Origin of the sequence: Microvirga subterranea (assembly GCF_003350535.1) — a bacterium.
GTDB classification, from domain to species: domain Bacteria; phylum Pseudomonadota; class Alphaproteobacteria; order Rhizobiales; family Beijerinckiaceae; genus Microvirga; species Microvirga subterranea.
Map to the genome: position 1 here is coordinate 56,611 of NZ_QQBB01000004.1, position 24,808 is coordinate 81,418.

The 24,808-nt window shown below is 66.6% G+C and carries 25 protein-coding genes; 14 read left to right on the forward strand and 11 right to left on the reverse strand.

Going from position 1 to position 24,808, the window contains the following annotated elements; genetic code table 11:
- The first annotated feature begins 1 nt into the window (after position 1).
- A complete protein-coding gene (locus DES45_RS10955) occupies positions 2 to 556 on the forward strand; it encodes a cupin domain-containing protein (RefSeq protein WP_114770054.1) in 555 nt (184 codons plus the stop codon).
- A gap of 35 nt (positions 557 to 591) precedes the next feature.
- Positions 592 to 1,290, forward strand: coding sequence for a class I SAM-dependent methyltransferase (locus tag DES45_RS10960; protein ID WP_114770055.1), 699 nt, complete (start codon positions 592 to 594; stop codon positions 1,288 to 1,290).
- On the opposite strand, the gene DES45_RS10965 is transcribed toward DES45_RS10960, so the two are convergent.
- On the reverse strand, positions 1,287 to 2,495 hold the full coding sequence (locus DES45_RS10965) for an MFS transporter (RefSeq protein ID WP_245571706.1): 1,209 nt from the start codon (positions 2,493 to 2,495) through the stop codon (positions 1,287 to 1,289). The genes DES45_RS10960 and DES45_RS10965 overlap by 4 nt on opposite strands.
- Before the next feature lie 410 nt (positions 2,496 to 2,905).
- On the opposite strand from DES45_RS10965, the gene DES45_RS10970 reads away from it, so the two are divergent.
- On the forward strand, positions 2,906 to 3,781 hold the full coding sequence (locus DES45_RS10970; protein ID WP_114770469.1) for a formate/nitrite transporter family protein: 876 nt from the start codon (positions 2,906 to 2,908) through the stop codon (positions 3,779 to 3,781).
- A 22-nt stretch (positions 3,782 to 3,803) separates the two neighbouring features.
- On the opposite strand, the gene DES45_RS10975 is transcribed toward DES45_RS10970, so the two are convergent.
- Both DES45_RS10975 and DES45_RS10980 read right to left on the reverse strand, forming a co-directional pair.
- Positions 3,804 to 4,199, reverse strand: coding sequence for a GtrA family protein (locus tag DES45_RS10975; protein ID WP_114770057.1), 396 nt, complete (start codon positions 4,197 to 4,199; stop codon positions 3,804 to 3,806).
- A 31-nt stretch (positions 4,200 to 4,230) separates the two neighbouring features.
- The gene (locus tag DES45_RS10980; RefSeq protein WP_114770058.1) at positions 4,231 to 5,016 is read right to left on the reverse strand and encodes an SDR family NAD(P)-dependent oxidoreductase; all 786 of its coding nucleotides are present in this window, start codon (positions 5,014 to 5,016) and stop codon (positions 4,231 to 4,233) included.
- A 204-nt stretch (positions 5,017 to 5,220) separates the two neighbouring features.
- Between DES45_RS10980 and carB the strand changes: the two genes are divergently transcribed.
- The 3 genes from carB to DES45_RS10995 all read left to right on the forward strand — a co-directional run bounded on the left by carB (position 5,221) and on the right by DES45_RS10995 (position 9,809).
- Positions 5,221 to 8,691 (forward strand): carbamoyl-phosphate synthase large subunit, encoded by a 3,471-nt coding sequence (carB, locus tag DES45_RS10985; RefSeq protein WP_114770059.1) that lies wholly within the window; start codon positions 5,221 to 5,223, stop codon positions 8,689 to 8,691.
- 104 nt (positions 8,692 to 8,795) lie between these two features.
- On the forward strand, positions 8,796 to 9,269 hold the full coding sequence (gene greA / locus DES45_RS10990; RefSeq protein WP_114770470.1) for a transcription elongation factor GreA: 474 nt from the start codon (positions 8,796 to 8,798) through the stop codon (positions 9,267 to 9,269).
- 18 nt (positions 9,270 to 9,287) lie between these two features.
- Entirely contained in the window at positions 9,288 to 9,809 is a 522-nt protein-coding gene (locus DES45_RS10995; RefSeq protein ID WP_147282387.1) for a hypothetical protein, read from the forward strand.
- On the opposite strand, the gene DES45_RS11000 is transcribed toward DES45_RS10995, so the two are convergent.
- Positions 9,810 to 10,295 (reverse strand): Lrp/AsnC family transcriptional regulator, encoded by a 486-nt coding sequence (locus DES45_RS11000; RefSeq protein WP_114770061.1) that lies wholly within the window; start codon positions 10,293 to 10,295, stop codon positions 9,810 to 9,812. It lies immediately after the preceding gene.
- 115 nt (positions 10,296 to 10,410) lie between these two features.
- Here DES45_RS11000 and DES45_RS11005 point away from each other — a divergent pair, with 115 nt between their 5' ends.
- From DES45_RS11005 to DES45_RS11015, 3 genes are all read left to right on the forward strand, one after another.
- The gene (locus DES45_RS11005; protein ID WP_114770062.1) at positions 10,411 to 11,442 is read left to right on the forward strand and encodes a mitochondrial fission ELM1 family protein; all 1,032 of its coding nucleotides are present in this window, start codon (positions 10,411 to 10,413) and stop codon (positions 11,440 to 11,442) included.
- A complete protein-coding gene (gene trxB / locus DES45_RS11010) occupies positions 11,442 to 12,404 on the forward strand; it encodes a thioredoxin-disulfide reductase (RefSeq protein ID WP_114770063.1) in 963 nt (320 codons plus the stop codon). The genes DES45_RS11005 and trxB overlap by 1 nt, the downstream gene beginning before the upstream one ends.
- 113 nt (positions 12,405 to 12,517) lie before the next feature.
- Positions 12,518 to 13,408 (forward strand): LysR family transcriptional regulator, encoded by an 891-nt coding sequence (locus DES45_RS11015; protein ID WP_114770064.1) that lies wholly within the window; start codon positions 12,518 to 12,520, stop codon positions 13,406 to 13,408.
- Between the two features lie 376 nt (positions 13,409 to 13,784).
- On the opposite strand, the gene DES45_RS11020 is transcribed toward DES45_RS11015, so the two are convergent.
- From DES45_RS11020 to DES45_RS11040, 5 genes are all read right to left on the reverse strand, one after another.
- Positions 13,785 to 15,509: an AMP-binding protein gene (locus DES45_RS11020; protein ID WP_114770065.1), complete on the reverse strand. Its 1,725-nt coding sequence runs from the start codon at positions 15,507 to 15,509 to the stop codon at positions 13,785 to 13,787.
- Between the two features lie 145 nt (positions 15,510 to 15,654).
- The gene (locus tag DES45_RS11025) at positions 15,655 to 17,694 is read right to left on the reverse strand and encodes an elongation factor G (protein WP_114770066.1); all 2,040 of its coding nucleotides are present in this window, start codon (positions 17,692 to 17,694) and stop codon (positions 15,655 to 15,657) included.
- Between the two features lie 165 nt (positions 17,695 to 17,859).
- A complete protein-coding gene (locus DES45_RS11030; protein WP_114770067.1) occupies positions 17,860 to 18,333 on the reverse strand; it encodes a DUF992 domain-containing protein in 474 nt (157 codons plus the stop codon).
- 75 nt (positions 18,334 to 18,408) lie between these two features.
- Positions 18,409 to 18,717, reverse strand: coding sequence for a hypothetical protein (locus tag DES45_RS11035; RefSeq protein ID WP_114770068.1), 309 nt, complete (start codon positions 18,715 to 18,717; stop codon positions 18,409 to 18,411).
- Positions 18,714 to 19,916, reverse strand: coding sequence for a pyridoxal phosphate-dependent aminotransferase (locus DES45_RS11040; RefSeq protein WP_114770069.1), 1,203 nt, complete (start codon positions 19,914 to 19,916; stop codon positions 18,714 to 18,716). The genes DES45_RS11035 and DES45_RS11040 overlap by 4 nt, the downstream gene beginning before the upstream one ends.
- A gap of 123 nt (positions 19,917 to 20,039) precedes the next feature.
- Between DES45_RS11040 and DES45_RS11045 the strand changes: the two genes are divergently transcribed.
- The 4 genes from DES45_RS11045 to DES45_RS11060 all read left to right on the forward strand — a co-directional run bounded on the left by DES45_RS11045 (position 20,040) and on the right by DES45_RS11060 (position 23,048).
- The gene (locus DES45_RS11045; RefSeq protein ID WP_114770070.1) at positions 20,040 to 21,020 is read left to right on the forward strand and encodes a Bug family tripartite tricarboxylate transporter substrate binding protein; all 981 of its coding nucleotides are present in this window, start codon (positions 20,040 to 20,042) and stop codon (positions 21,018 to 21,020) included.
- Between the two features lie 67 nt (positions 21,021 to 21,087).
- Entirely contained in the window at positions 21,088 to 21,495 is a 408-nt protein-coding gene (locus DES45_RS11050) for a VOC family protein (RefSeq protein ID WP_114770071.1), read from the forward strand.
- 146 nt (positions 21,496 to 21,641) lie between these two features.
- Complete coding sequence (locus tag DES45_RS11055) at positions 21,642 to 21,833, forward strand: hypothetical protein (protein ID WP_114770072.1); 192 nt, start codon at positions 21,642 to 21,644, stop codon at positions 21,831 to 21,833.
- A 78-nt stretch (positions 21,834 to 21,911) separates the two neighbouring features.
- Positions 21,912 to 23,048 (forward strand): PQQ-dependent sugar dehydrogenase, encoded by a 1,137-nt coding sequence (locus tag DES45_RS11060; protein WP_114770073.1) that lies wholly within the window; start codon positions 21,912 to 21,914, stop codon positions 23,046 to 23,048.
- Positions 23,049 to 23,096: 48 nt separating this feature from the next.
- Here DES45_RS11060 and DES45_RS11065 read toward each other — a convergent pair whose 3' ends face one another.
- Positions 23,097 to 23,438 carry a DMT family protein gene (locus DES45_RS11065; RefSeq protein ID WP_114770074.1) on the reverse strand — a complete coding sequence of 114 codons (342 nt, stop codon included), beginning with the start codon at positions 23,436 to 23,438 and terminating at the stop codon, positions 23,097 to 23,099.
- Positions 23,439 to 23,521: 83 nt separating this feature from the next.
- Here DES45_RS11065 and DES45_RS11070 point away from each other — a divergent pair, with 83 nt between their 5' ends.
- Entirely contained in the window at positions 23,522 to 24,052 is a 531-nt protein-coding gene (locus DES45_RS11070; protein WP_114770075.1) for a DUF1499 domain-containing protein, read from the forward strand.
- Here the strand turns inward: DES45_RS11070 and DES45_RS11075 are convergent.
- Positions 24,009 to 24,806: a C13 family peptidase gene (locus DES45_RS11075; RefSeq protein WP_114770471.1), complete on the reverse strand. Its 798-nt coding sequence runs from the start codon at positions 24,804 to 24,806 to the stop codon at positions 24,009 to 24,011. The two genes, DES45_RS11070 and DES45_RS11075, sit on opposite strands and share 44 nt — an antisense overlap.
- Positions 24,807 to 24,808: the final 2 nt, after the last annotated feature.

A 24,808-nucleotide genomic window follows, 5' to 3' on the forward strand; every position in this document is an offset into this window, starting at 1 on the left:
AATGGCCCAGGCGAAAGGTTACGGCGCTCCCGGCGAATACAACGCGCCCCTCAAGACGGACACCTACGTGTTCAAGGACAACGGGCTCATCCCGAATAACACCCTGCCATTGATCGTGCGCCAGGGAGCCATCCGGCCCTCGAACCCGGATCCGGCCAAGGCCTTCGAGAACACGTTCCAGAAGAATGGCTGGACCAATTCGTGGCGCAACGGCATCCACCAGTATCACCACTACCACTCGACCGCCCACGAGGTGCTCGGCATCGCCATGGGGTCCGCGACCGTCCGCTTCGGCGGCGAGGACGGCGAGCTAGTCGGCCTGACGGCGGGCGACGTGGTGGTTATCCCGGCCGGCGTCGGGCACGCGCTGATCAACAGCAACGGCGACCTCCTGGTCGTCGGCGCCTATGCGGACGGCCGGGACTGGGACGAGATCCGCGACGATCCCCATGCCATCGCGGCGGCCCGCCAGCGCATTGCCCAGGTGCCGCTGCCGGACGCCGATCCGGTCGACGGGCCGACCGGACCTTTGATGAAACTGTGGCGCAACGGGTGATGACGCGCCCCTGACGTTCAGCTAGGAGTCTCGCCATGAACTGGCGAGACTACTGGAACCAAGACACGCCGATCTATGTGAGCGAGCGGCACAAGCTCCTGCATTACCGGCTCGTGGCGAACGACATCATCGGCCTGATCCCCTCGGCCGATGCGGCCGTGCTCGATTACGGCTGCGGCGAAGCTCTGTTCGCCGACCGGATCGCGGCGAAATGCGGCCACCTCTATCTCAGCGACGCCGCGCCCCTCGTGCGGGAGCGGCTCGATGAGCGCTACGGCCGCAACGACAGGATCACCGTCCTGGCCCCGGAGGAGATCGCCGGTCTGCCAGACGCCTCCCTCGACCTGATCGTCGTGAACTCGCTGCTGCAGTATCTGTCCCTGGACGAACTGCGCGGGCTGCTGAAGCTCTGGCACGGGAAGCTGAAAGCCGATGGCCGCCTGATCCTCGCCGACGTGATCCCGCCGGATGTGAGCCCGGTCACGGACGCCAAGGCCCTCCTGTCGCTTGCCTGGCAGGGCGGCTTCCTGAAATCCGCGCTCGTGGGCCTCGGCCGCACCGCCTTCTCCGAATACCGCAAAATCCGCGAGGAGATCGGCCTTGCCCAGTACACGGAGGAGGACCTGGCCGACATCGCCGGCGAGGCGGGCTTCGGGATTGAGCGCATGCCCCGCAACCTGGGGCACAACCCAGCCCGCATGACCTTCGAGGCGCGGCCGCTGCGGGAGGACTAGGCGCGCGACCGCCGCTCGCTCGCGACGGACAGAGCCAGGACGCCGAGGCCGCCGACCGCCAGGATCGCACCGACCCAACCGGTCGAGGCGAAGCCGTAGCCCCAGGCGATCGCGAGGCCGCCGAGCCAGGCGCCGAGCGCATTGGCAACGTTGAAGGCGGAGTGGTTGAGCGCCGCCGCCAGGGTTTGGGCGTCGGCCGCTACATCCATCAGGCGGGTCTGGAGGGCGGGCCCGATGGCCACGCTGCAGCCCACGAGGAACACGCAGACCGACAGCAGATAAGGGTTCTCCGCCGTCAGCGAGAGCACCGACATGACGACGACGCTGCCGACGAGGGTGCCGGCGATCGTGCCGATCAGGTTCCGGTCGGCGAACCACGCGCCGACTAGGTTGCCGATGATCATGCCCGAGCCGAACAGGGCCATCATGGCCGGAACGGCGCTTTCCGGCATGCCGGCCACCTGTGTGGCGGTGGAAGCGATGTAGGAGAAGACCGAGAACAGGCCGCCGAAGCCGACGGCGCCGATGCCCAGCGTGTACCAGACTTGGCGGCGTCTGAAGGCGCCGAGCTCCCGCAAGGGGCTCGCCCCGTCCTGCACCTTGTCCTTCGGCAGAAAGAGCCAGATGAGCGCGACCGTGAGCGCTCCGAGGAAGCCCACGACCCCGAAGGCTATGCGCCAGCTCAGGGCCTGCCCGAACCAAGTCGCGATCGGGGTGCCGACGAGGGTCGCGACGGTCAGGCCCAGCATGACGCGAGCCACCGCCTGGGTGCGCTTCTTCGGCTCGACCAGGGACGCCGCCACCAGGGCCGCGACGCCGAAATAGGCGCCGTGCGGCAGGCCGGTCAGGAAGCGCAGGAGCACGAAGGATTCGAAGCCCGGCGCCACCGCACTGACGGCATTGCCCAGGGCGAAGACCGCCATCAGGGCGAGGAGGAGCGTCTGGCGCGCGAGCTTGGCGGCCGCGACCGCGATGATCGGAGCCCCGACCACGACCCCCAGCGCATAGGCGCTGATGGCATAGCCGGCTTGGGGCGTCGTCACCCCGAACTCCTCGGCCACGTTCGGCAGGAGCCCCATGATGGCGAATTCGCCGGTCCCGATCCCGAAGCTGCCGACCGCCAGCGCCAGCTCGATCAGGGCGACCGCAAGACGCGAACGCGGCGCGGCCTTTCTGTCCAGGGCCGACAGGTCGGTCCCTGCCATAGAGATATCGGACATGAAGCCCCCGGCAGTGTGGTTGTTGCGATGCGGTGTTGAAACGGGAATTGGCCCTGGCTCGACCATGGGGGACGAGCGGATGTGACCGGCTTCTATATTGCACTGCAGAAGCCGCCTGAGCACTCCGCCTGGGCGCAGGCCAGGGCTGCACTGAAAACCTGAGCTGCTTAAACTTTTCCGTTGTTGCTTTCCGCTTAGGCAAAGAGCCACGCTTCTTGATCAAGAAGACTCCTTGCCGTCATGATTCCAGTCGCAACAGGTTGCGCCGAAAGACACGGTATCCCGATCGCAACCTGGAGCATCAGCGGGCCCGGATGATCTTCGTGACGGCCGCCAGCCTCCGGAACAAGCGACAGGCTGCGGCCTTATCAGCAGGACAACGGCAAGGCAGCCTCATGCCCCTTCCTTCTGCGGACAAGCCCTCCGAAGACCCTCGACGCGACAGCTTCAACCCTGCCGAAAAGATCCCGGACCTCTCCCCGAAGGAGAAGAAGGCCGTCGAGGGGCAAAGCCGGCCCAATGCGGCCCTGATCCACGAAACCATCCGGGCCGAAGGCGAGAGCGAGCTGGACCGGACGGCCTCCGCCCTGCTCCTGTCTGGCCTCGCCGCCGGCCTGTCCATGGGCTTTTCGCTCGTGGTGGAAGGCGTGCTGCATGCCCATCTGCCCGATGCATCGTGGAAGCCCCTGGTGGCCAGCCTCGGCTATACGATCGGCTTTCTCATCGTCGTGCTCGGACGGCAGCAGCTCTTCACCGAGAACACTCTCACGCCCATCCTGCCCTTGCTGCACAACCGGAACGGACAGACGTTCCTGCGGGTCCTCAAGCTCTGGACCATCGTGCTTGTCGCCAACGTGGCCGCGACCTGGGCCTTCGCGGCCGTCATCGCGCATACGTCCGTCTTTGCCCCCGAGGTGAAGCAGGCCTTCGCGGAAATCAGCCACAAGGCGATTGCGTCGCCGTTCGGCACCACCGTGCTCAAAGCCGTCTTCGCCGGCTGGCTGATCGCCCTCATGGTCTGGCTCCTGCCCGGAGCGGATTCGGCCCGCACGCTCGTAATCCTCATCGTCACCTACGTGGTGGCCATCGGCGGCTTCTCTCATCTGATCGCCGGATCGGTCGACGGTTTCTATCTCGTGGAGACGGGCCAGGCCACCTTGGGCGACTACGGGTTGCGCTTCTTCCTGCCCACCTTCATCGGCAACGTTGTCGGCGGCGTGGCGCTCGTGGCGGTACTGAATTACGGGCAGGTGGTCCCCGAGCTGAGCTGACAGGGCACTTGGCCCGCCTTGCTCAGGCGAAGGTCCACGCCTTGTGGGCGATGAAGCTCCACAGCATCACGATTCCGGTCGTGACGAGCTGGGCCGGCAGGTAGGGCGCGCCGAGCCATTCCACGAAGGCATGCATGAAGATCCAAGTGAGGAAGAACCCGACCAGGGCCACCAGGGCGAAGCGCCAGGTCGCCTCCCGGTGCGGGCGGGTGCTGCGGTACGTGTGGGTCCGGTTGAGCGCGTAGGATACGAGGCCGCCCGCGATGTAGCCGGCGAGCGTCGCCGGGACCGGCGAGGCGAGGCCTCCCTCCACGAGGGCGACGAGGAGACCGTAATGGGCCACGGCCGCGGCGACCCCCACTCCGAAGAAGGCGGCGAACTGCTGAGCGAGGCGCTGGAACGAAGGTATTGCGGTCACAGGCCCTCGATAGCGGCTTCCGGCGCGCCCGTCACCCTCCGCCCTGGAGGAGGCCGGCGATGCGGCGGGTCATGGAGCGGGGGAACACCTTGGCCCCGATGGTGCCGAGAAGGTTCGTCCTTCCGGTGATCACGATGGCCCGACCTCGCTCGTAGCCATCGACGCCGAGCCGCGCCACGTCCGCGGCCGGCATGGCGCCGCCCTTGAAGAGCTTGGAGTTTTCCAGATCCGCCGTGGCCGAGAACTCGCTTTCCGTCGGGCCGGGGCACAGGGCCGTCACCGTGACGCCATGGGGCTTCGCCTCCTCGTGCAGGGCCTCCGACAGGGAGAGCACGAAGGCCTTGGTCGCATAGTAGACAGCCATGTAGGGCCCCGCCTGGAACGCAGCCGTCGAGGCCACGTTGAGGATGCCGCCCCGCCCGCGCTCGATCATGCCCGGCAGCATCAGGCGGCAGAGGGCGGTCAGCGCCGTGACGTTGAGGTCGATCATGGCGATCTGCCGCTCGTGCGGCAGGGTCGCGAAGCGCCCCCGCAGGCCGAAGCCCGCATTGTTGACGAGCGTATGAGGCACGATGCCCCTCTCCCGGAGCATCTCGCAGAGATCCTGCGGCGCCGCGCGGTCCTCCAGGTCGAGGGCCATGACCTCGACCGGAACCCCATGGGCTGCCTGGATCTCCCGAGACAGCGCTTCGAGCCGCTCATGCCGCCTCGCCGCAAGGACGAGAGCAGAGCCACGGGCCGCGAAGGCGCGGGCGAGCTCGGCCCCGATCCCGCTCGAGGCTCCCGTGATCACGGTCCAACGCGGCTCTTTCGTCATGCCATGCTCCCTTCGAAGACCCCGCCGATTCGGCCCGCCCATCATGACGCACGGGCATTCCCCGGTGAAATCGCCGCGCGGGCCTTTGATTTTGCTCAAGCTCCGTGTAAGAGCCTCTCTCAACCTTCAATCTGAACACACGCCAGCTGCGCTCGAAGCGCCGTACCTTTACGGCCGCGCGGCTGGACACGCCTGGGTGGACCTATGCCGAAGCGGACAGACATCTCCTCCATCCTCATCATCGGCGCCGGACCGATCATCATCGGCCAGGCCTGCGAGTTCGACTATTCGGGCACGCAGGCCGTGAAGGCGCTCAAGGAGGAGGGCTACCGAATCGTCCTGGTGAACTCGAACCCGGCGACGATCATGACGGACCCGGATCTCGCCGACGCCACCTATGTGGAGCCGATCACGCCCGAGATCGTCGCCAAGATCATCGAGAAGGAGCGTCCCGACGCGCTTCTGCCGACCATGGGCGGCCAGACGGCCCTGAACTGCGCCCTGTCCTTGAAGAAGATGGGCGTGCTCGAAAAGTTCGGCGTCGAAATGATCGGCGCCACGGCGGAGGCCATCGACAAGGCCGAGGACCGGCAGCTCTTCCGCGAGGCCATGACCAAGATCGGCCTCGACACGCCGAAATCCCGCCTCGCCAACGCGTCCGCCCTCAAGAAGGCCGACCGGGACGCCTATCTCGCCGAGCTCGCCCGCCTGGAGGCCCTCGATCTCCATCCGGGCGACAAGAAGCGGATGGTCGCGGCCTACGAGCTCAAGTGGAACGCGGCCGAGAACGACCGGCGCAAGCGCTACCAGGAGCACGCCATGGGCGAGGCCCTGCTGGCCCTCGCCGAGGTGGGGCTGCCGGCCATCATCCGGCCGTCCTTCACCATGGGCGGCACCGGCGGCGGCATCGCCTACAACCGCGAGGAGTTTCTCGACATCGTCGAGCGCGGCCTCGACGCCTCGCCCACCAACGAGGTGCTGATCGAGGAGAGCGTGCTCGGCTGGAAGGAGTACGAGATGGAGGTCGTCCGCGACAAGGCGGACAACTGCATCATCGTCTGCTCGATCGAGAACATCGACCCGATGGGCGTCCACACGGGCGACTCGATCACGGTCGCACCGGCCCTGACGCTCACCGACAAGGAATACCAGATCATGCGCGACGCCTCCCTGGCGGTCCTGCGCGAGATCGGCGTCGAAACCGGCGGTTCGAACGTGCAGTTCGCGGTCAACCCCGAGAACGGCCGCATGATCGTGATCGAGATGAACCCGCGCGTGTCGCGCTCGTCGGCGCTGGCCTCCAAGGCGACGGGCTTCCCGATCGCCAAGGTCGCGGCGAAGCTCGCCGTGGGCTACACCCTCGACGAGATCGCCAACGACATCACCGGCGGCGCGACCCCGGCCTCCTTCGAGCCGACCATCGACTACGTGGTCACCAAGATCCCGCGCTTCGCCTTCGAGAAGTTCCCCGGCGCCGAGCCGACCCTCACCACCGCCATGAAGTCGGTGGGCGAGGCCATGGCCATCGGCCGCACCCTGCCGGAATCGCTCCAGAAGGCCCTGCGCTCCCTCGAGACCGGCCTCACGGGCCTCGACGAGATCGAGATCGAGGGCCTCGGCAAGGGCGACGACCGGAACGCCATCAAGGCGGCGCTCGGCACCCCGACCCCGGACCGGCTCCTCAAGGTCGCCCAGGCGCTTCGCCTCGGCATCAGCCACGACGAGGTCTACGAGTCCTGCAAGATCGACCGCTGGTTCCTGGAGCAGCTCCAGGCCGTCGTCGACATGGAGGCGAAGGTGAAGGCGCATGGGCTGCCCCGGACCCCGGGCGCCTTCCGCCAGCTGAAGGCGCTCGGCTTCTCCGATGCCCGCCTCGCCGTGCTCTCGGGCCAGACCGAGGCCGAGGTGCGCAAGCTCCGCCGTTCCCTGGATGTGCGGCCGGTCTTCAAGCGCATCGACACCTGCGCGGCCGAGTTCGCCTCGCCGACCGCCTACATGTACTCGACCTATGCGGCCCCCTTCGCGGGCCAGCCGGCGGACGAGGCCCAGCCGTCCGACGCCAAGAAGGTGATCATCCTCGGCGGCGGGCCTAACCGGATCGGCCAGGGCATCGAGTTCGACTATTGCTGCTGCCACGCCTGCTTCGCCCTGAAGGATGCGGGCTACGAGACCATCATGGTCAACTGCAACCCGGAGACGGTTTCGACCGACTACGACACCTCGGACCGGCTCTATTTCGAGCCGCTGACCCAGGAGGACGTGCTCGAGATCATCGAGACCGAGCGCTCCAAGGGGACGCTGCACGGCGTCATCGTCCAGTTCGGCGGCCAGACGCCGCTCAAGCTGGCGCGCGCGCTGGAAGAGGCCGAGGTTCCGATCCTCGGCACCTCGCCGGACGCCATTGACCTCGCGGAGGACCGGGACCGGTTCAAGCGCCTCCTCGACAAGCTGCATCTGAAGCAGCCGAAGAACGGCATCGCCTATTCGGTGGAGCAGGCCCGTCTGATCGCCGCCGATCTCGGCCTGCCCTTCGTGGTGCGCCCGTCCTACGTGCTGGGCGGCCGCGCCATGGCGATCATCCGCGACGAGGCCCAGTTCGAGGACTACCTCCTCGGCACCCTGCCGAGCCTGATCCCGTCCGACGTGAAGGCGCGCTATCCCAACGACAAGACCGGCCAGATCAACACGGTCCTGGGCCAGAACCCTCTCCTCTTCGACCGCTACCTGTCGGACGCGATCGAGGTGGACGTGGACTGCCTGGCGGACGGCAAGGACGTGTTCATCGCCGGCATCATGGAGCATATCGAGGAGGCGGGCATCCATTCGGGCGATTCCGCCTGCTCCCTGCCGCCGCGCTCGCTGGCGCCGGAGATCCTCGCGGAGCTGGAGCGCCAGACCAAGGCCCTGGCCCTGGCTCTCGACGTGGGCGGCCTGATGAACGTCCAGTACGCCATCAAGGACGGCGTCATCTACGTCCTGGAGGTGAATCCCCGCGCCTCGCGCACCATTCCCTTCGTGGCCAAGGTGATCGGCGAGCCCATCGCCAAGATCGCCGCCCGGGTCATGGCGGGCGAGAGCCTCGCCCAGTTCGACCTGACCCCTAAGGAGCTGCCCCATATCGGCGTCAAGGAGGCGGTGTTCCCCTTCGCCCGGTTCCCAGGCGTGGACGTGCTGCTCGGGCCGGAGATGCGCTCGACCGGCGAGGTCATCGGCCTCGACCGGGGCTTCGGGGTCGCCTTCGCCAAGAGCCAGCTCGGCGCCGGCAGCCAGGTGCCGAAGACCGGCACCGTGTTCGTCTCGGTGCGTGACTCGGACAAGCAGCGCATCCTCCCCACGGTCAAGATGCTGGAGGAGATCGGCTTCCGGATCGTCGCCACGGGGGGCACCCAGAAGTTTCTGGTGGAGAACGGCGTCAAGGCGACGCGGCTCAACAAGGTGCTCGAAGGCCGTCCGCACGTGGTGGATGCCATCAAGAACGGCGATATCCAGCTGGTCTTCAACACCACCGAGGGGGCGGGCGCCCTGTCGGATTCTCGCTCGCTACGACAAGCTGCCCTCTTGCATAAGATACCTTACTACACCACTCTTGCAGGAGCGATCGCCGCGGCCGAGGGCATCAAGGCCTATCTGGGCGGCGATCTCGAGGTCCGGGCCCTTCAGGACTATTTCGCCTGAAGCCCGGGCTACAATCGGAACTGCGAAGCTTCACGGAAGTTTTCGTTGACATGCGAGGGCGCTGGAAACGGCGGCCTCGTACCTCTTTTTGGAAGAGACGAATGATGGACAAGGTCCCTCTGACGATCAAAGGTTTCGCGGCGCTCGAGGAGGAGCTCAAGCACCGTCAACAGGTTGAGCGCCCCCGGATCATCCAGGCGATCTCGGAAGCGCGCGCCCTGGGCGACCTGTCGGAGAACGCGGAATATCATGCCGCCAAGGAAGCCCAGTCCCTCAACGAGGGCCGGATCCTGGAGCTGGAGAGCCTGATTTCCCGCGCCGAAATCATCGACATCACGAAGCTGTCGGGCGACCGGATCAAGTTCGGCGCGACCGTGAAGCTGGTCGACGAGGATACGGAAGAGGAAAAGACCTACCAGATCGTTGGCGAGCCGGAGGCCGACGTGCGCTCCGGCCGCGTCTCGGTGTCGTCGCCCATCGCCCGTGCCCTCATGGGCAAGACCATCGGCGACACGGTCGAGGTTGTCACCCCGGGCGGCGGCAAATCCTACGAAGTCGTGGGCGTCCAGTTCGGCTGATCGGCAGAGGGGGCAACGATGAGAGATCAGACCATGTCCCCCCTGACCCGCCGCTCATTCCTGACGGGCCTCGCCTGCTCCGGCCTTGCCGGCGCGGGCTCCAGGCCTGCCCGGGCGCAGGCCTTTCCCCAATACTTCTCGTCCTTTGCGGTCGACGTGAGCGTCCTCAAGGCGAAAGGGCTCGGCCCCTTCGCCGATCTCGTCGCGGCCGCGACCCTGGACGAGTTGCGCCGTTCGTTCGCCGACCGGGTCGACCCGCGCGGGCCGCGCCTCGTCGTGCGTCTCACCGGGATCTTCCTGACGCCCTTCCCCGATGGAGGCGGCGGCGGGGACGACTGGCGGCGCGGAGGCGGCGGAAGTTCCGATTCCCTTGAAGGCGAAGCCCTGGCGGTCGGCCGACGCGGCGAGATCATCGCCCGCCATCCGCAGCTGGCGGTGCTGGACGTGCGCACCAGCATCCTGACGCCGGACGAGCCCGGCCGCGCCGCGGCCGTAGCCCGACACTACGTTCTCTGGCTGAGACGTCAGCTGATCTCTTGATTAAGCCGTTACTTCCGGAACGTCCTCGATCGGCACCAGCGGATCGTCCTTGATGAGGTCGAGGGTCAGCGCCGTGCGCACGTTGCGCACGTTCGGCAGTGAGGTGAGTTCCGAGACGAGCCCCTGGAAGGCCGCGAGATTCGGGGCGACGCATTTCATGATGAAATCGATGTCGCCCGACAGGGTCCAGCATTCGCGGACCATGGACCAGCCCTTGATCAGGTCCTCGAACTCCTTGAGCTCCTTCTTGCCCTGGACGTCGAGCTGCACCATGGCGAAGCAGACGATCTCGAAGCCGAGGCCCTTGGGATCCAGCATGGCTCGATAAGCCTTGATGATCCCGGCACTCTCCAGCGCCCTGACACGACGCAGGCATGGGGGGGCCGACAAGCCGACACGACGGGCCAGCTCCACATTCGTGATGCTGCCGTCGGCTTGCAGTTCCTTCAGAATGGCCCAGTCAATAGAATCGAGGCGTCCGCGCACGTTAACTCCGGGAAAGGCTCGTCTCGGCTGAGTAGACGGTGTAGAGGGTCTGCACAAGAAGGCCGGGCGATTAAGTCGCAACGATCCTTATGCATTCCACAGGCTCATTGATCAAATGTTGCGCAACAACTCAAGCCTGCCCGAACCCGAGGGCCTCACCGCCTGGGTCCTGAGCGACGGCAAGGCGGGAGACGAGTTGCAGGCGCTGAGCGTCGCCGAGGCCTTAGGGGTCGAGCCGGAGATCCGTCGCATCAAGCCGCGGGCGCCCTTCACCTGGGCCATGCCCTGGGGTCCCATCGACCCGCGCGAGCGGCCCGGCGCCCACAACAGCCCGCTAGTCCCGCCCTTTCCGGACCTCCTCATCGCCTCGGGCCGCCGGGCGGTCCCCTATCTTCGTTTCGTGAAGAAGGCCTCGGGCGGGCGCACCTTCACGGCCTTTCTCAAGGACCCCCGCACTGGGCCGGCCACGGCCGACTTCATCTGGTCGCCGTCCTACGACCGCCTGCGGGGCCCGAACGTCCTCAACACGCTCACGCCGCCCCACCGCATCTCGTCCCGGCGCCTGGAAGCGGCCCGCGTCCATCCGGATCCGCGGCTCGCCTCCGTAGCGTCTCCAAGGGTCGCGGTGCTGGCCGGCGGCGACAGCCGCCATCATCGCTTCGCGGCAGACGACGTCGCCCGCTTCGCGGATCGGCTGACGGTCCTTGCGGAGACCGGTGCGGGCCTGATGATCACCGCCTCGCGCCGCACCCCTGCGGCCCTCAGGGATGCCCTCGTGGAGCTGGCCAGGCGCTCCGGCGGCTTCTTCTGGGACGGAAGCGGCGACAATCCCTATATCAGCCTTTTGGCCCTGGCGGATGCGATCGTCGTGACGGCGGATTCCTTCAACATGATCGGCGAAGCGGCCGTGACGGGCGTGCCCATCCTGGTCTTCGAGCCGACCGGCGGGCACCCGAAGCTCAAGGTCTTCCTGGACGAGATGCGGGCCCTCGGGGCTGTGCATCCTTTCCGGGGGCGACTTGAAGGCCAAGCCTATCCGCCTGTAAATTCCACCCCTCGGATCGCGCGCGCCATTGCCGAAGGCCTGAGGCGCCACCGCCGCGTTCTGGGACTTCCCGACGCGGCCCTTTCACTGGAGACTTCCTGATGGCCCAAACCCACGCCAAGCTCATCATCATCGGCTCTGGGCCGGCCGGCTACACGGCGGCGATCTACGCCGCGCGCGCCATGCTGGAGCCTGTCCTGATCTCCGGCTTCCAGCCCGGCGGACAGCTCATGATCACCACCGACGTGGAGAACTATCCGGGCTTCGCCGACGTGATCCAGGGGCCGTGGCTCATGGAGCAGATGCGCCTGCAGGCGGAGCATGTGGGCACCAAGATGGTCTCCGACCACATCGTCAAGGTCGACCTGAACCAGCGCCCGTTCCGCATCGAGGGCGATTCCGGCGACGTCTACACCTGCGACTCCCTAATCGTCGCGACGGGCGCCCAGGCGAAATGGCTCGGCCTGCCCTCCGAGGCCATGTTCCAGGGCTTCGGCGTTTCGGCCTGCGCCACCTGCGACGGCTTCTTCTTCCGGGGCAAGGAGGTCGTGGTGGTGGGCGGCGGCAACACCGCCGTCGAGGAGGCGCTCTACCTTGCCCACCTCGCCTCGAAGGTCACCCTGGTCCATCGCCGGGATTCCTTACGCGCCGAGCGCATCCTGCAGGACCGCCTGCTCAAGCACCCGAAGGTCGAGGTGGTCTGGAACTCCGCCGTCGAGGAGATTTGCGGCAGCCAGAGCCCGACCTCGGTCACGCATGTGCGGCTGAAGAACCTCGTCTCCGGCCAGGTCTCCGAGCTCAAGACCGACGGCGTCTTCATCGCCATCGGCCACAAGCCCTCCACCGACCTCTTCGCCGGCCAGCTCGACATGAAGCCCGGCGGGTACCTGCAGACGAAGCCCGGCACCACCGAGACGAACATCCCGGGCGTCTTCGCGGCCGGCGACGTGGCCGACGACGTGTACCGGCAGGCGGTGACCGCCGCCGGCATGGGCTGCATGGCGGCGCTCGAGACCGAGCGCTATCTGGCCGCGCTGGAGGTCACCCAGCAGGCTGCCGAGTGAAATTATAAACAATTGGTTAGCCTTCGGCTCGGATTCCTATTGCCTCGGACCGACGGCTCATCGGAGATAGGACGACCCGCCAGCAGAGGGAGGCGGATCGTCAGGGGAACGCCGTGGACTGGGACAAAATCCGGATTTTCTATACGGTCGCGGAGGCTGGCAGCTTCACGCGCGCCGGTGACGATCTCGGGTTGAGCCAGTCGGCGGTCAGCCGCCAGATCAGCGCGCTCGAACGGGAGCTGAAGGCCCCCCTCTTCCACCGGCATGCCCGCGGGTTGATCCTGACCGAGCAGGGCGACCTGCTGTTCCGGGCCGCGCGCGACATGCGCATGCGGCTGGAGACCACCAAGGCGCGACTGGTGGAAACGAGCGAGCGTCCTTCGGGCGAGCTGAAGGTGACGACCACGGTCGGCCTGGGCTCCATCTGGCTCGCGCAGCGCATCGCCGAATTCCTCGACCTCTACCCGGACGTGCGGGTCCAGCTCATCCTCAGCAACGAGGAACTCGACCTCGCCATGCGCGAGGCCGACGTGGCGATCCGCCTGCGCCGCCCGGCCCAGCCGGACCTGATCCAGCGGCGCCTCTTCACGGTGCATTTCCACGTCTATGCGTCGAGCGAATATCTCAAGCGCTTCGGCGAGCCCAAGACCCTGGAGGAGCTGGACGAGCACCGGATCGTCTCCTTCGGAGGCGACCAGCCCTCTTACCTGATGGCGGTGCACTGGCTCTCGACTGCCGGCCGGGAGGGGCGCGAACCGCGCCAGTACCATTACGTGGTCAACAACATCACGGCCCTGAAGATCGCCGTCGAAACCGGAGCGGGCATCGCCGTGCTGCCCGACTACACGGTCGTGGGCAATGCGAATCTGGTCCAGATCCTGCGGGACGTGGAGATGCCGTCCCTCGACAGCTATCTCGTCTATGCCGAGGAAATGCGCTCGGTGGCCCGCGTCCAGGCCTTCCGGGACTTCCTCATCACCAAGGCCCAGCGCTGGACCTTCTGAGAACGCCCCTCAAGCCCTCGCTTCGTCTCAGGCCACATCTCGCACATGCGGCATCGCAGTCGCTCGGCCGAAATCCGCACGTTTTCAGCAGCTTGGGCGCCAAAGCTTGACAGTTTCGGAAGATCTTGACGGCTTTGCGACGACAGCCATGCAGTTCGCGCAGCCCTTTCATGAGGCATGTTGCATTGCAAACGAGCGGATTGCCTTCAATATAAGCCTCGGCTGATTTCAACGCGGCATCGCTTTCTTCCTCCCGGCGATGTCGTGTCGGCCGTTCCCTCTGGAAGGTTTTGACGTTTTTGTCGGACCTCTACTTTAGCCGGGCTTCGAGCCCGGCTTTTTTTTGCCTCATGTAGATCGGGCGCGGCACAAAGCGTCAGTGAGGCTGGGTCACCTCGTCCTTCAGCACGCGCCGCAGGACCTTGCCCACGTTGGTCTTCGGCAGCGTCTCGCGGAACTCGATCCGCCGCGGCACCTTGTAGCCGGTGAGCGCCTCGCGGCAGAACTCGCGGAGCTCCTCCTGGGTCAGATTGGGGTCCTTGCGCACCACGTAGGCCACCACGGTCTCGCCGGCATTCGGGTCCGGCAGGCCGATTACGGCCGCCTCGGTCACGCCCGGATGTGTCACGAGCACGTCCTCGACCTCGTTCGGATAGACGTTGAATCCCGACACGAGGATCATGTCCTTCATCCGGTCCACAATCTTCACCTCGCCGTGCGGCAGGACGACCGCCACGTCGCCGGTGCGGAAGAAGCCGTCCGCCGTCATGACCTTCGCGGTCTCGTCCGGACGCTGCCAGTAGCCGGCCATCACCTGCGGGCCCTTCACGCAGAGCTCGCCTCTCTCGCCGAAGGGCAGGACAGCGCCGTCCTGGGCCCGGATCGACACATCGGTCGAGGGCAGCGGATAACCGATCGTGCCGGTGAACTCCTCGATGTCGAGCCGGTTGGCGCAGACCACCGGCGAGGTTTCCGAAAGGCCGTAGCCCTCCACGATCGGCTGCCCGGTGACGGCCTTCCACTTCTTCGCCACCACCGCCTGGGTCGCCATGCCGCCGGAGACGGCGAAGACGAGCTGGGAGAAGTCCACCTCCTCGATGCCGGGCGCGTTGGCGAGCGCGTTGTAGAGCGTGTTGACGCCCGACATGAGGGTGATGCGGCTCTTCTTGAGAATCTTCACGAAGCCCGGAATGTCGCGCGGATTCGCGATGAGAAGCTGGCAGCCGCCGATGCGGGTCATGAGCAGGGCGCAGACCGTCAGCCCGAAGATGTGGTAGAGCGGCAGCGCCGTCACCATCACGTGGTCCGTCCGCTCGCCGAAGAACGGACGCATCCAGGCCTCGCACTGGATCACGTTCGCGGCGACGTTCCGGTGCAGCAGGACCGCGCCCTTGGAGACGCCGGTGGTGCCGCCCGTATATTGCAGGAAGGCGACGTCGTCCGGCGAGACCGCCACCGGTTTAGGGGCCTGCCTTGCCCCTTCCGCGATCACGGACTTGAAGCCGACGGCCCCGGGAAGGCTGTAGGGCTTCACCGCCTTCTTCACGTGCCGGGACACGATGTTGATGACGGAGCCCTTCAGGCCGAGCAGGTCGCCGGGCTTCACCACCACCACCCGGTCGAGCTTCAGGTCGGGCAGCGCCTCCTCGACGGTGCTGCCGAAGTTCTCCAGCACGAATAGGGCGCGGGCGCCGGCATCCTGGAGCTGATGGGTGAGCTCGCGCGGCGTGTAGAGCGGATTGACGTTCACCACCGTGCAGCCGGCGGCGAGAATCCCGAACAGCACGGCCGGATAGGCCATCACGTTCGGCATCATGATGGCGACCCGGTCGCCCTTCCGGAACCCCTGCGACTGGAGCCAGGACGCGACGGCGTCGGCATGGCGGCCCAGCTCCGCATACGTCATCCGCTTGCCGAAGCTCTCCGCGGCGTTGCGCGCTCCATAGGACGTGACGCCCTCGCGGAACATGTCGACCAGCGTGCCGATCCTCTCGACGTTGATCGTCTTCGGCACCTGAGAGGGATAGGAGTTCAGCCAGGGGCGGTCCGCATAGGATTGTGCTGCGCCTGCGGACTCGGCCGCCGGGTTGAGGGCGTTCATCGTTTTCCTCCGCTTCATGGCGAGGTTGCTTTGGGAGATGGCGTCTCCGTCAAAGCTTAACTTGGCGCGGAAGATCACATTTGTCGATGGGATAGTTTAGACCTGAACGATCCGGCCCGATGCGGATCGTCCAGGTCCTTTGGCGTCAATGCGTCTTGTGCAGGATGTGCTCGGCCGGCTTGCCGCTGAGCTCGGCCATGTGGTCGAACCGGGTCGAGAAGGTGCCGACGCCGGCCGTGACGGAGCGAAGCTCCACGATGAGGTCGCCGATCTCGGCTTCCGGGATCGTGGCGCTGATCACGTCCCATCCGTCCCAGCCGGGACGACCGTTATAGCCGAGGATCTGGCCGCGCCGCGCCGTGACGAGGCCGGTGGCCTTGGACAATGCCTCGGTCGGGATAGTGATCTCGGCCGAGAGCACCGGCTCCAGCAGGACGGGCTTCGCCTTGGGAAGAGCCTCCGCGAGCGCCAGCTTCGCGGCCGCCTGGAAGGCCGCGTCGGAGGAATCCACGGTGTGGTAGGAGCCGTCCGTCAGCGTCACCGCGAGATCGACGACGGGAAAGCCGAGCGGGCCGCACCTGATCGCATCCCGCACCCCGGTCTCCACCGACGGGATGTACTGCCGCGGGACCACGCCGCCCGTGATCTTGTCCTGGAACGCGAACCCCTCCCCGCGCGGCAGCGGTGCAATCTCGATCATCACGTCGCCGAACTGGCCGTGCCCGCCGGTCTGCTTGCGGTGCCGCCCCCGGGCGGAGGCATGCCCGCGGATCGTTTCGCGGTAGGCGACCTGCGGCCTGCCGGTTTCGACCCCCACCTGGAACCGGGAGGCCAGCTTCTCGACGGCGACGCGCAGATGCATCTCGCCCTGGCCGAGGATGCGGATCTCGCCCATGTCGGGCCTGGATTCCACCACCAGGGACGGATCCTCCTCGGTGATCTTCGCCAGCGCGCTCGACAGGCGCACGTCGTCCTTGCGATCCTTCACCTTCAGGGCCAGTGCATAGACCGGCTCCGGCGGCGCCACGGACAGGATGGCCTCGGGTCGGGATTTCCCGGACGCGAAGCAGTCTCCGGTCCCGATGCCTTCGAGCCGGCCGAAGCCGACGGTGTCGCCCGCATTGGCCTCCGCGATGCGCGTGGTGCTGCCGCCCGTGACCGCCAGAAGGCTCCCGACGCGGGACTCGGCGCCGCGCGCCCCGATGACGGGATCGCCCTCGTGGAAGGCTCCGCGCAGGACGCGGGCCAGGGAGAGCTTGCCGCCCTGCCCCATATGCAGGGTCTTCAGCACCTGGGCCAGGGGCGGGCCCTCGGCAGGAATTCCGAGACGCACCCGGGTGTCGTCTAGGGTCGGAGCCTCGTGCCTCAGGGCCTTCAGGAGGCGGGTGACCCCATTGCCGCGCTCGGCCGAGCCGATGAAGGCCGGCACTACATGCCGCTCCTTGAGTTCCTTCGCCAAGTCGTCGAACACCCGATCCTTCGGGGGCTCGATCTCGGAGATGAGGTCCTCCATCAGAGTGTCGTCGTAATCGGCCAGGCGCTCCAGCATGGCGAACCGCGCCTCGCGCTCCTGCAGCGTTTCGCCTTCCGGCAGGTCCACCACCTCGCTCGGGGCATGCTCCCGGTAGATGAAGGCGCGCTCCAGGGCGAGATCGATGAAGCCGACCGCGATGCCGTCCTTCCAGATCGGAATCTGGCGGAGCAGCAGCGGCGTCCGCGAGGCGCGCTGCAGCAGGGACAAGGTCTCCTGGACCCGCCGCGACGCCGTGTCGATCTTGTTGATGAAGAGGAAGCGCGGGATGTCGGCCTCCTCGAGCTCCCTCATGATGATTTCGAGGGCGGGAATCTTGCGCTCGTCCGCCTCGCACACGACGATCGCTGCATCGCAGGCCGGTGCGACGTTGCGCATTTCGTGCATGAATTCCGTGGATCCGGGGCAGTCGACGAAGGTCATCCGCTCGCCGAGGAACTCGACCGTCGCCGCGTTGGGCTCGATGCTCATGCCGTGGCTGCGGGCCTCCGCGCTCGCATCGCCCACCGTATCGCCGTTGGCGACACGGCCCGCCCGGCTGATCGCGCCGGTGCGCTCCAGGATCGCCTCGAGGAGGGTGGTCTTGCCGCTCTGGAAGGGGCCGACGATGGCGATGCATCGCGGGCCCGCGGGTCCTCTGCCGTTGGGTGCCATGAGAGTCTCCTTCCCTGCCCCCTTCAGCGCGCTCTTTCCGGCCGCGTTTTTCGATGCTCTGCCTGTCGAGCAGCTTTGGCAAGTGTCCTCTCGAATGGGAGCCGGCAAAAAGGCACGGCCGGGCTTGAGCCCGGCCGCGATCTTCAAGAGATGAAATGCGCTTCGTCAGCGCGCCGGGCGCAGCTCGAGATCGCCCACGCCTAGGGCGAAGTTCAGGCCCGTCTGGCCGCTGACGGACACGGGCTGGAGCGCGACGGACTGCCGGAAGCCGCCCACCAGCACATTGGCGCCGAGTCCCGCCCCGACGGTCGCCTCGGCCGATCCGCCCACGTAGCTGCCGGCCAGCGAGCCGCGCCGCACGGGTCCGGCGGAGAAGACTGCCCAGGTGATCACGCCGCGACGGGTGGCGCCGATGTCCAGGCCGAAGCGGCGGATGACGCCCACATAGCGCTCGTTGGGGCCGCGCCGTGGGTTGAAGGTGCAGACGGTGCTCTTCTGCGACCCGAGAATGAGCCCGACGCCGCCCGAGACGCTGCAGGTGAGCACGCCGACCCGGACACGGTTTTGCGCCTGCGCCTCCGTGGCGCCCAAGGATGCAATGACAGCGAGAGTGGCAAGGGAAGCGGCGGCGCGGAACATCGCGATCTCCTCAGCTTGGCTTTACGAGGCGATCAACGGCACGAGAGGAATATAGTTCCGCAGCGGATCAGGTTCTTAGGAGGGACGTCCCGGCACCGCGGCGGGCTGCGCATCCTGGTGTTCGCCGCGACGGACGACCGTCATGGCCTCGATGGTGACGGGCCCCGCCCGCAGCAGGTTGAGGGCCGAGACGATCATCTCGGCGAGCCGCTCGGGCGTGACGCTGTCGCCCTCGATGTCGAAGAGAAAATCCTTCGCCTCGATGTGTCCGCCATTGGTGAAGTCGACCCGGAAGTCCGACTTCACCCGGTATGGCGATTTCTGGTTGACGCGGTAGGGCGCCGCCTCGGGATCCGGATGGAAGGTCCGAGGCAGGCCGCTCATCGCAAGGAACCGCAGAAGCGCTGGATGCGGTTGCACGCATCCTCAAGCGCCGCGTTGGACGTGGCGTAGGAGATGCGGAAGTTGGGGCCGAGGCCGAAGGCCGACCCGTGCACCGCCGCGACGCCCTCGGTCTCGAGCAGCTCCGACACGAAGTCTTCGTCGGTCTTGAGGACCTTGCCTGACGGGGTGGTCTTGCCCATGGCCTCGGCGCAGGACGGATAGACGTAGAACGCGCCCTCCGGCATCGGGCACTTCAGGTACTTCGACTGGTTCAGCATCGAGACCACGAGGTCGCGGCGCTCCTCGAACGCCTTCTTGAAGACCTTGAGGTGATCCTGCGGCCCGTCGAGGGCCTCCACGGCGGCCCACTGCGCGATGGAGGAAGCCCCGGAGGTCTGCTGGCCCTGCACGAAGTCCATGGCCTTGATCAGGTGCTCGGGGCCGCCCGCATAGCCGATGCGCCAGCCGGTCATGGCATAGGCCTTGGATACGCCGTTCATGGTGAGCGTGCGGTCATAAAGGCCGGGCTCGACCTGAGCCGGCGTCACGAACTCGAAGTCGCCGTAGGTCAGGTGCTCGTACATGTCGTCGGTGAGCACCCACACGTGCGGGTGGCGCATCAGCACGTCCGTGATCGCCTTCATCTCGGCGCGGGTATAGGCCGCGCCAGTCGGGTTCGAGGGCGAGTTGAGGATGATCCACTTGGTCTTCGGCGTGATGGCGCGCTCGAGCGGCTCCGGCTGGAGCTTGAAGTTGTGATCCATCGTGCAGTCCACGAAGACAGGCGTTCCGCCGCACAGGCCCACCATCTCCGGGTACGACACCCAATAGGGCGCCGGGACGATGACCTCGTCGCCCGGGTTCAGGGTGGCGAGCAGCGCGTTGTAGATGACCTGCTTGCCGCCGGTGGACACGATGGTCTGGGATGGCTTGTAGTCGAGGCCGTTCTCGCGCTTGAACTTGCGGGCGATGGCCTCGCGCAGGGGCACGATGCCGGACACGGGCGTGTACTTGGTCTCGCCGCGCCGGATGGCCGCGATGGCGGCTTCCTTGATGTTGTCGGGCGTGTCGAAATCCGGCTCGCCAACGGAGAGGCTGATCACGTCCCGGCCCTGGGCTTTGAGGTCCCGCGCCTTCTGCGTGATGACGATCGTGGCAGACGGCTTGATGCGGGAAAGGGCGTCAGACAAAAAGCCCATGGGAATCCTCCGGTCGGGGCGTTAGAAGGGACCTGTGACGGCGGCGGACCCTAGTCCGCCCGAGCCGTTCAAGCAAGCAAAACAGCCCGTTCCCGACGGGGTTTTTGAGGAGATGCCTCCCCGATGATCACTTCCGTTACCCGCCGCCTCGCGCTCGGCCTTTTCGCCGGCGCGACCCTCATGGCGACCGCCGTCAGCGCCCAGGACTTTCCGAACCGCGTGATCAAGATGGTGGTCCCCTATCCGGCGGGCGGCCCCACCGACGTCATCGCCCGCATCGTGGCCGAGGAGATGGGCAAGAGCCTTGGTCAGAACGTGATCGTCGAGAACCTCGCCGGCGCCTCGGGTGCGGTCGGCACCCGCACGGTCGCCCGCGCGGAGCCCGACGGCTACACGATCGTGTTCGGCAACAACCAGACCCATGGGAACAATATGTTCCTCCTCAAGGAGCCGGGCTACGACGCGATCAAGGATTTCGCGCCGCTCGCCGGCGCGGGCGCGTTCGAGCACGTTTTCGTGGTGCCGAACTCCCTGCCGGTGAAGTCGATGCAGGAGCTCGTCGCCCTCGCCAAGAAGGATCCCGGCAAGCTCAATTACGGCTCGACGGGCGTCGGCTCCGGCTCGCATCTCGCGACCGAGCTCTTCATGACCCGCACGGGCATCAAGATGACCCACGTGCCGTTCCGCGGCGCCGCCCCGCTGGTGACGGAGCTGATGGCCGGCCGCATCGACGTGTCGAACTCGACCCTGCCGAGCGTGCTCGCGCAGTTCCAGGCCGGCGAGATGCGCGCCATCGGCATCGCGAGCCCGCAGCGCAACCCGCAGGCGCCGGACGTCCCGACTCTGCGCGAACAGGGCATCACCGATGCAGACGCGGAATCCTGGGCTGCCTTCTTCGCGCCGGTGAACACTCCGAAGCCCATCCTCGACAAGCTCTCGGGCACGATCATCACGATCCTGAACAAGCCCGACGTGAAGGAGCGCATCACGAAGCTCGGCTTCACGCTCAACGTGCGCGATCCTGAGGCTTTCAAGCCGTATCTGGCCAAGGAGATCCAGACCTGGGCCGACGTGATCAAGACCGCCAACATCAAGGCGGAGTAAGGCACCGACCGTCATCCCCGGTACGCCGGGGATGACCGCCTCCTGTCGCGCTGACGGAGATTCGGACATGCAGTTCCATCAAGGCCGCCTGATCGACCACGTCCACCTCCGCGTCGCCGACCTGGAGGCGAGCCGCCGCTTCTATCGCGCGGTGCTCGAAGCCATAGGCCTCGCGTTCCGGTCGGAAAGCGCGGAGCACTTCTCATGCGATGAACTCTGGGTCGACCAAGCCGACGGTCCGGTCTCCCGCGTGCACCTCGCCTTCCAGGCGAAGGACCGGGATGCGGTACATGCCTTTCACGCGGCCGCTCTCGCGAATGGCGGCCGCGACAACGGCGGGCCGGGCGAGCGCTCCTATCATCCAGGGTACTATGCGGCTTTCGCCCTCGACCCGGACGGCAACAACATCGAGGCCGTCTTCCATGGCCCGGCCGAACGCTCCGCTGCTTCGGTCGTCGTCGAGTCGAGGCGCTGAGGCCAAGCTGCCCAAATGATTAATAACTAGTTAACACGGGCACTTAGCGACCCTTCTAAAAGCAAACTTTCCACCGACATTTGGAACTTTGCGGATTCAGGACTGTTTTTTCAGTACATCCCGCGTTCCTGGTAGGGAAAGTATCCATGACGACCTCCCGCACGAGACATGATCGCCGCGTCGACGCCCGTGCCCACCGTCTCGATCCCAGGCAGGAGAGCCGGTTCTCCCTGGCCCTGATCCTGCTGATGGGTCTTGCGACGCTCTCCGTCATGGCGACGACCCAGATGCTCACCGAGCAAAATCCGGGGACAACATCCCACATCATCCTGCAGTAACACGTGAGTGATTGCCTGCCCGGTTGACGCCCCGCCCCGACAGGCTAGCTCTCCGTCCGTTCGTTGACGGAGAGACCCATGAGAGTTCCCGCCGCCCTTGCCGCCATCCTGATCCTCGGGTTCGGCCCGGCCGCCCTGGCCCAGGACACGCAGCGCGTCCGCACCGACAAGGTCGAGGTGGTCGTCGAGACCGCGGCGCGGGGCCTGGAGCATCCCTGGGGGCTCACCTTCCTTCCCGATGGCCGCATGCTTGTAACGGAGCGCCCCGGTCGCCTGCGCATTGTCTCGCAAGACGGAGCCCTGTCCGATCCGATCAAAGGCCTTCCGGCCGTCGCCGCGCGACGACAGGGCGGCCTTCTCGACATCGCCCTCGATCCGAGCTTCGCCCAGAACCGTCTCGTGTACTTCACCTTCGCTGAAGACCGCGGCAACGGGCAGGCCGGCACCAGCGTCGCACGCGCCCGCCTGAGCGAAGACGGATCAGCCCTCGAGCAGCTTCAGGTGATTTTCCAGCAGCAGCCGTCCTACACCGGCGGCAACCATTTCGGCTCGCGGCTGGTCTTCGACCGCGAAGGCAATCTCTTCATCACCCTCGGCGACCGCTTCGACCTTCGTGATCAGGCACAGAATCTGACGAGCCATATCGGCAAGGTGCTGCGTATCAAGCCTGAGGGAGGAGCCGCCTCCGGCAATCCCTTCCTGAACCGGGACGGAGCTCGACCGGAGATCTGGTCGATCGGCCACCGCAACATCCAGGCGGCGGCCCTGCACCCGACCACCGGGGCGCTCTGGACCGTCGAGCACGGCGCCCGCGGCGGCGACGAGGTCAACATCCCGGAGAAGGGCAAGAACTACGGCTGGCCCGTCATCTCCTACGGGGTCGATTATTCCGGCGCCAAAATCGGTGAGGGCACCAGGAAGGCCGGCATGGAGCAGCCGGTCTTTTACTGGGACCCGTCCATCGCACCGTCCGGGATGGCGTTCTACACGGGCGACAAGTTCCCGGGCTGGCGCGGCAGCATCCTGGTCGGCGCCCTTTCCGGCAAGCTGGTCTCCCGCCTGGAGACGGAGGGCAACCGGGTGACGGGCGAGGAGCGCATGCTGCAGAACCTGGGCGAGCGCATCCGCGACGTGCGCCAGGGACCCGATGGCCTCGTCTATCTCCTGACGGATTCGCCTCAGGGCCGCATCCTGCGGGTGAGGCCGGCCGACTGAGCCGCCTCTTTCCGAGCATCGTGCTCGTCGAGGAACCGGTAGTCGGTTCTAGCGCCCCTGGAAGATGAATGCCGCTCCGGCGGCGATCAGGGCGAAGCCGATCAGGTGGTTCCAGGTCAGGGACTCCTTGAGGTAGAAGACCGAGAAGGCTGCGAAGACCAGCAGGGTGATCACCTCCTGCATGGTCTTCAGCTCCGCCGCCGAATAGACCTGCGATCCGATGCGGTTGGCGGGAACGGCGAACCAGTACTCGACGAACGCGATGCCCCAGCTGGCGAAGACTGCGATCCAGAGGGGCGCCGCCTTGAACTTCAGGTGTCCGTACCAGGCAAAGGTCATGAACACGTTCGAGGCGACGAGCATGGCAATGGGAGCGACGTGGGGATTCATTGGAAGTCCGAGCCGGGTGACATGAGGGCGCCCTGCCCTATTCTTCTCAGCCCTGAAGTCAAGCGGCGGGTTGGCGCAAGCCGATGGATACATCGAGAGAGATCGCAGCGGGACACACCGCTGCCCGACATGGATTGTGGGGTGGCTGGCAGAACGGCATGGCGCGGCTCTGGCAGACCATGTTCGGATCGCCCGACCTCGGCGCGGTCGACTTCGCGACGCTCGAGCGCCGCAGGACGCCCAACGATAGCTTAGCCTGTCCTGCCGATTTCTGTCCTCGTGCCAAGCCGGACCTCGAGCCGCCCGTCTATTCCGTTTCCGCCGAGCGCCTGCGCAGCATCGCCGCGGAGGCGCTCGCACGGGAGCCGGACACGGCGCTCCTGCACTCCGACCCAAACCAGGACCGTTATCTCGTCCGCACGCGGCTCCTCCGCTTCCCGGACACGGTGAACCTGTCGGTGATCGATCTTGGCGAGGGTCGCTCGACCCTCGCCCTCTACTCGCGGAGCCAGATCGGACGCTCCGATCTCGGCGCCAACCAGAGGCGCCTGAGGCGTTGGGTGGACCGGATCAGCAGGTCCGTTGCGGCTGAACCACGCGGCAGCGGGAGCTGAGGCGCTCCAGGACCTGCGCGCCCCCGGCGATCTGCGGATTGGACGGGTCGAATCCCTCCTGCTCCTCGCGCTTGGTGACGAGCCCGCGTGCGGCCTCGAAGGCCCGGTCGAGCCTGGGCTCGCCCCGTACCGCCTTGTTGAAGAACGCGTCGCCGAAATAGGTCCACGTGGCGCCGTCCCGGCAGCCGAACGAGGGCTTGTCGGAAGCGGCCGCCGTGATGACGAGGGTCCTGTCGTCGGCGAGCTCCTTGGCGAAGACGCCGGAATAGCAGGCCGACACGATCACGACCCGATGCTGCGCCTTCGCCTCGTTCAGCAGGAACCGCACGTCCTGCGGCGTCATGAGCTGTCGGGCGCGCCTGGAGACCACCCCGACCCCGTCCGGGCTGCCGTGGGAGGTGAGCACGAACACCACCATGTCCTCCTGCGGATCGACCACCTGCCCCACTGCCCGGGCCGCCGCCAGCATGGCGGCGGGCGTCGCGTCCGAGACCCGCTTGGAGTTGAAGCGCACGATGGTGCGTCCCTTCGAGCCGAACTGACCCTCGAGGATGCGAGCGGCGCCCTTCGCCTCGCTCTCGAAGACGCTCTGCGGCCCCCAGAGCCCGAAGCTCAGGATGTAGGCGTCCGTCTCCCCGGGCCGCTGCGGCTCGAGCCGGAAGGCCGAGCCGCGCGCGCTCTGGCTGGACGCTTCGAGAGGAAAGCCCGCCGAGAGGGCGAAGCCGACGAGGCAGAAGGCGAGGAACCGGCGCATGT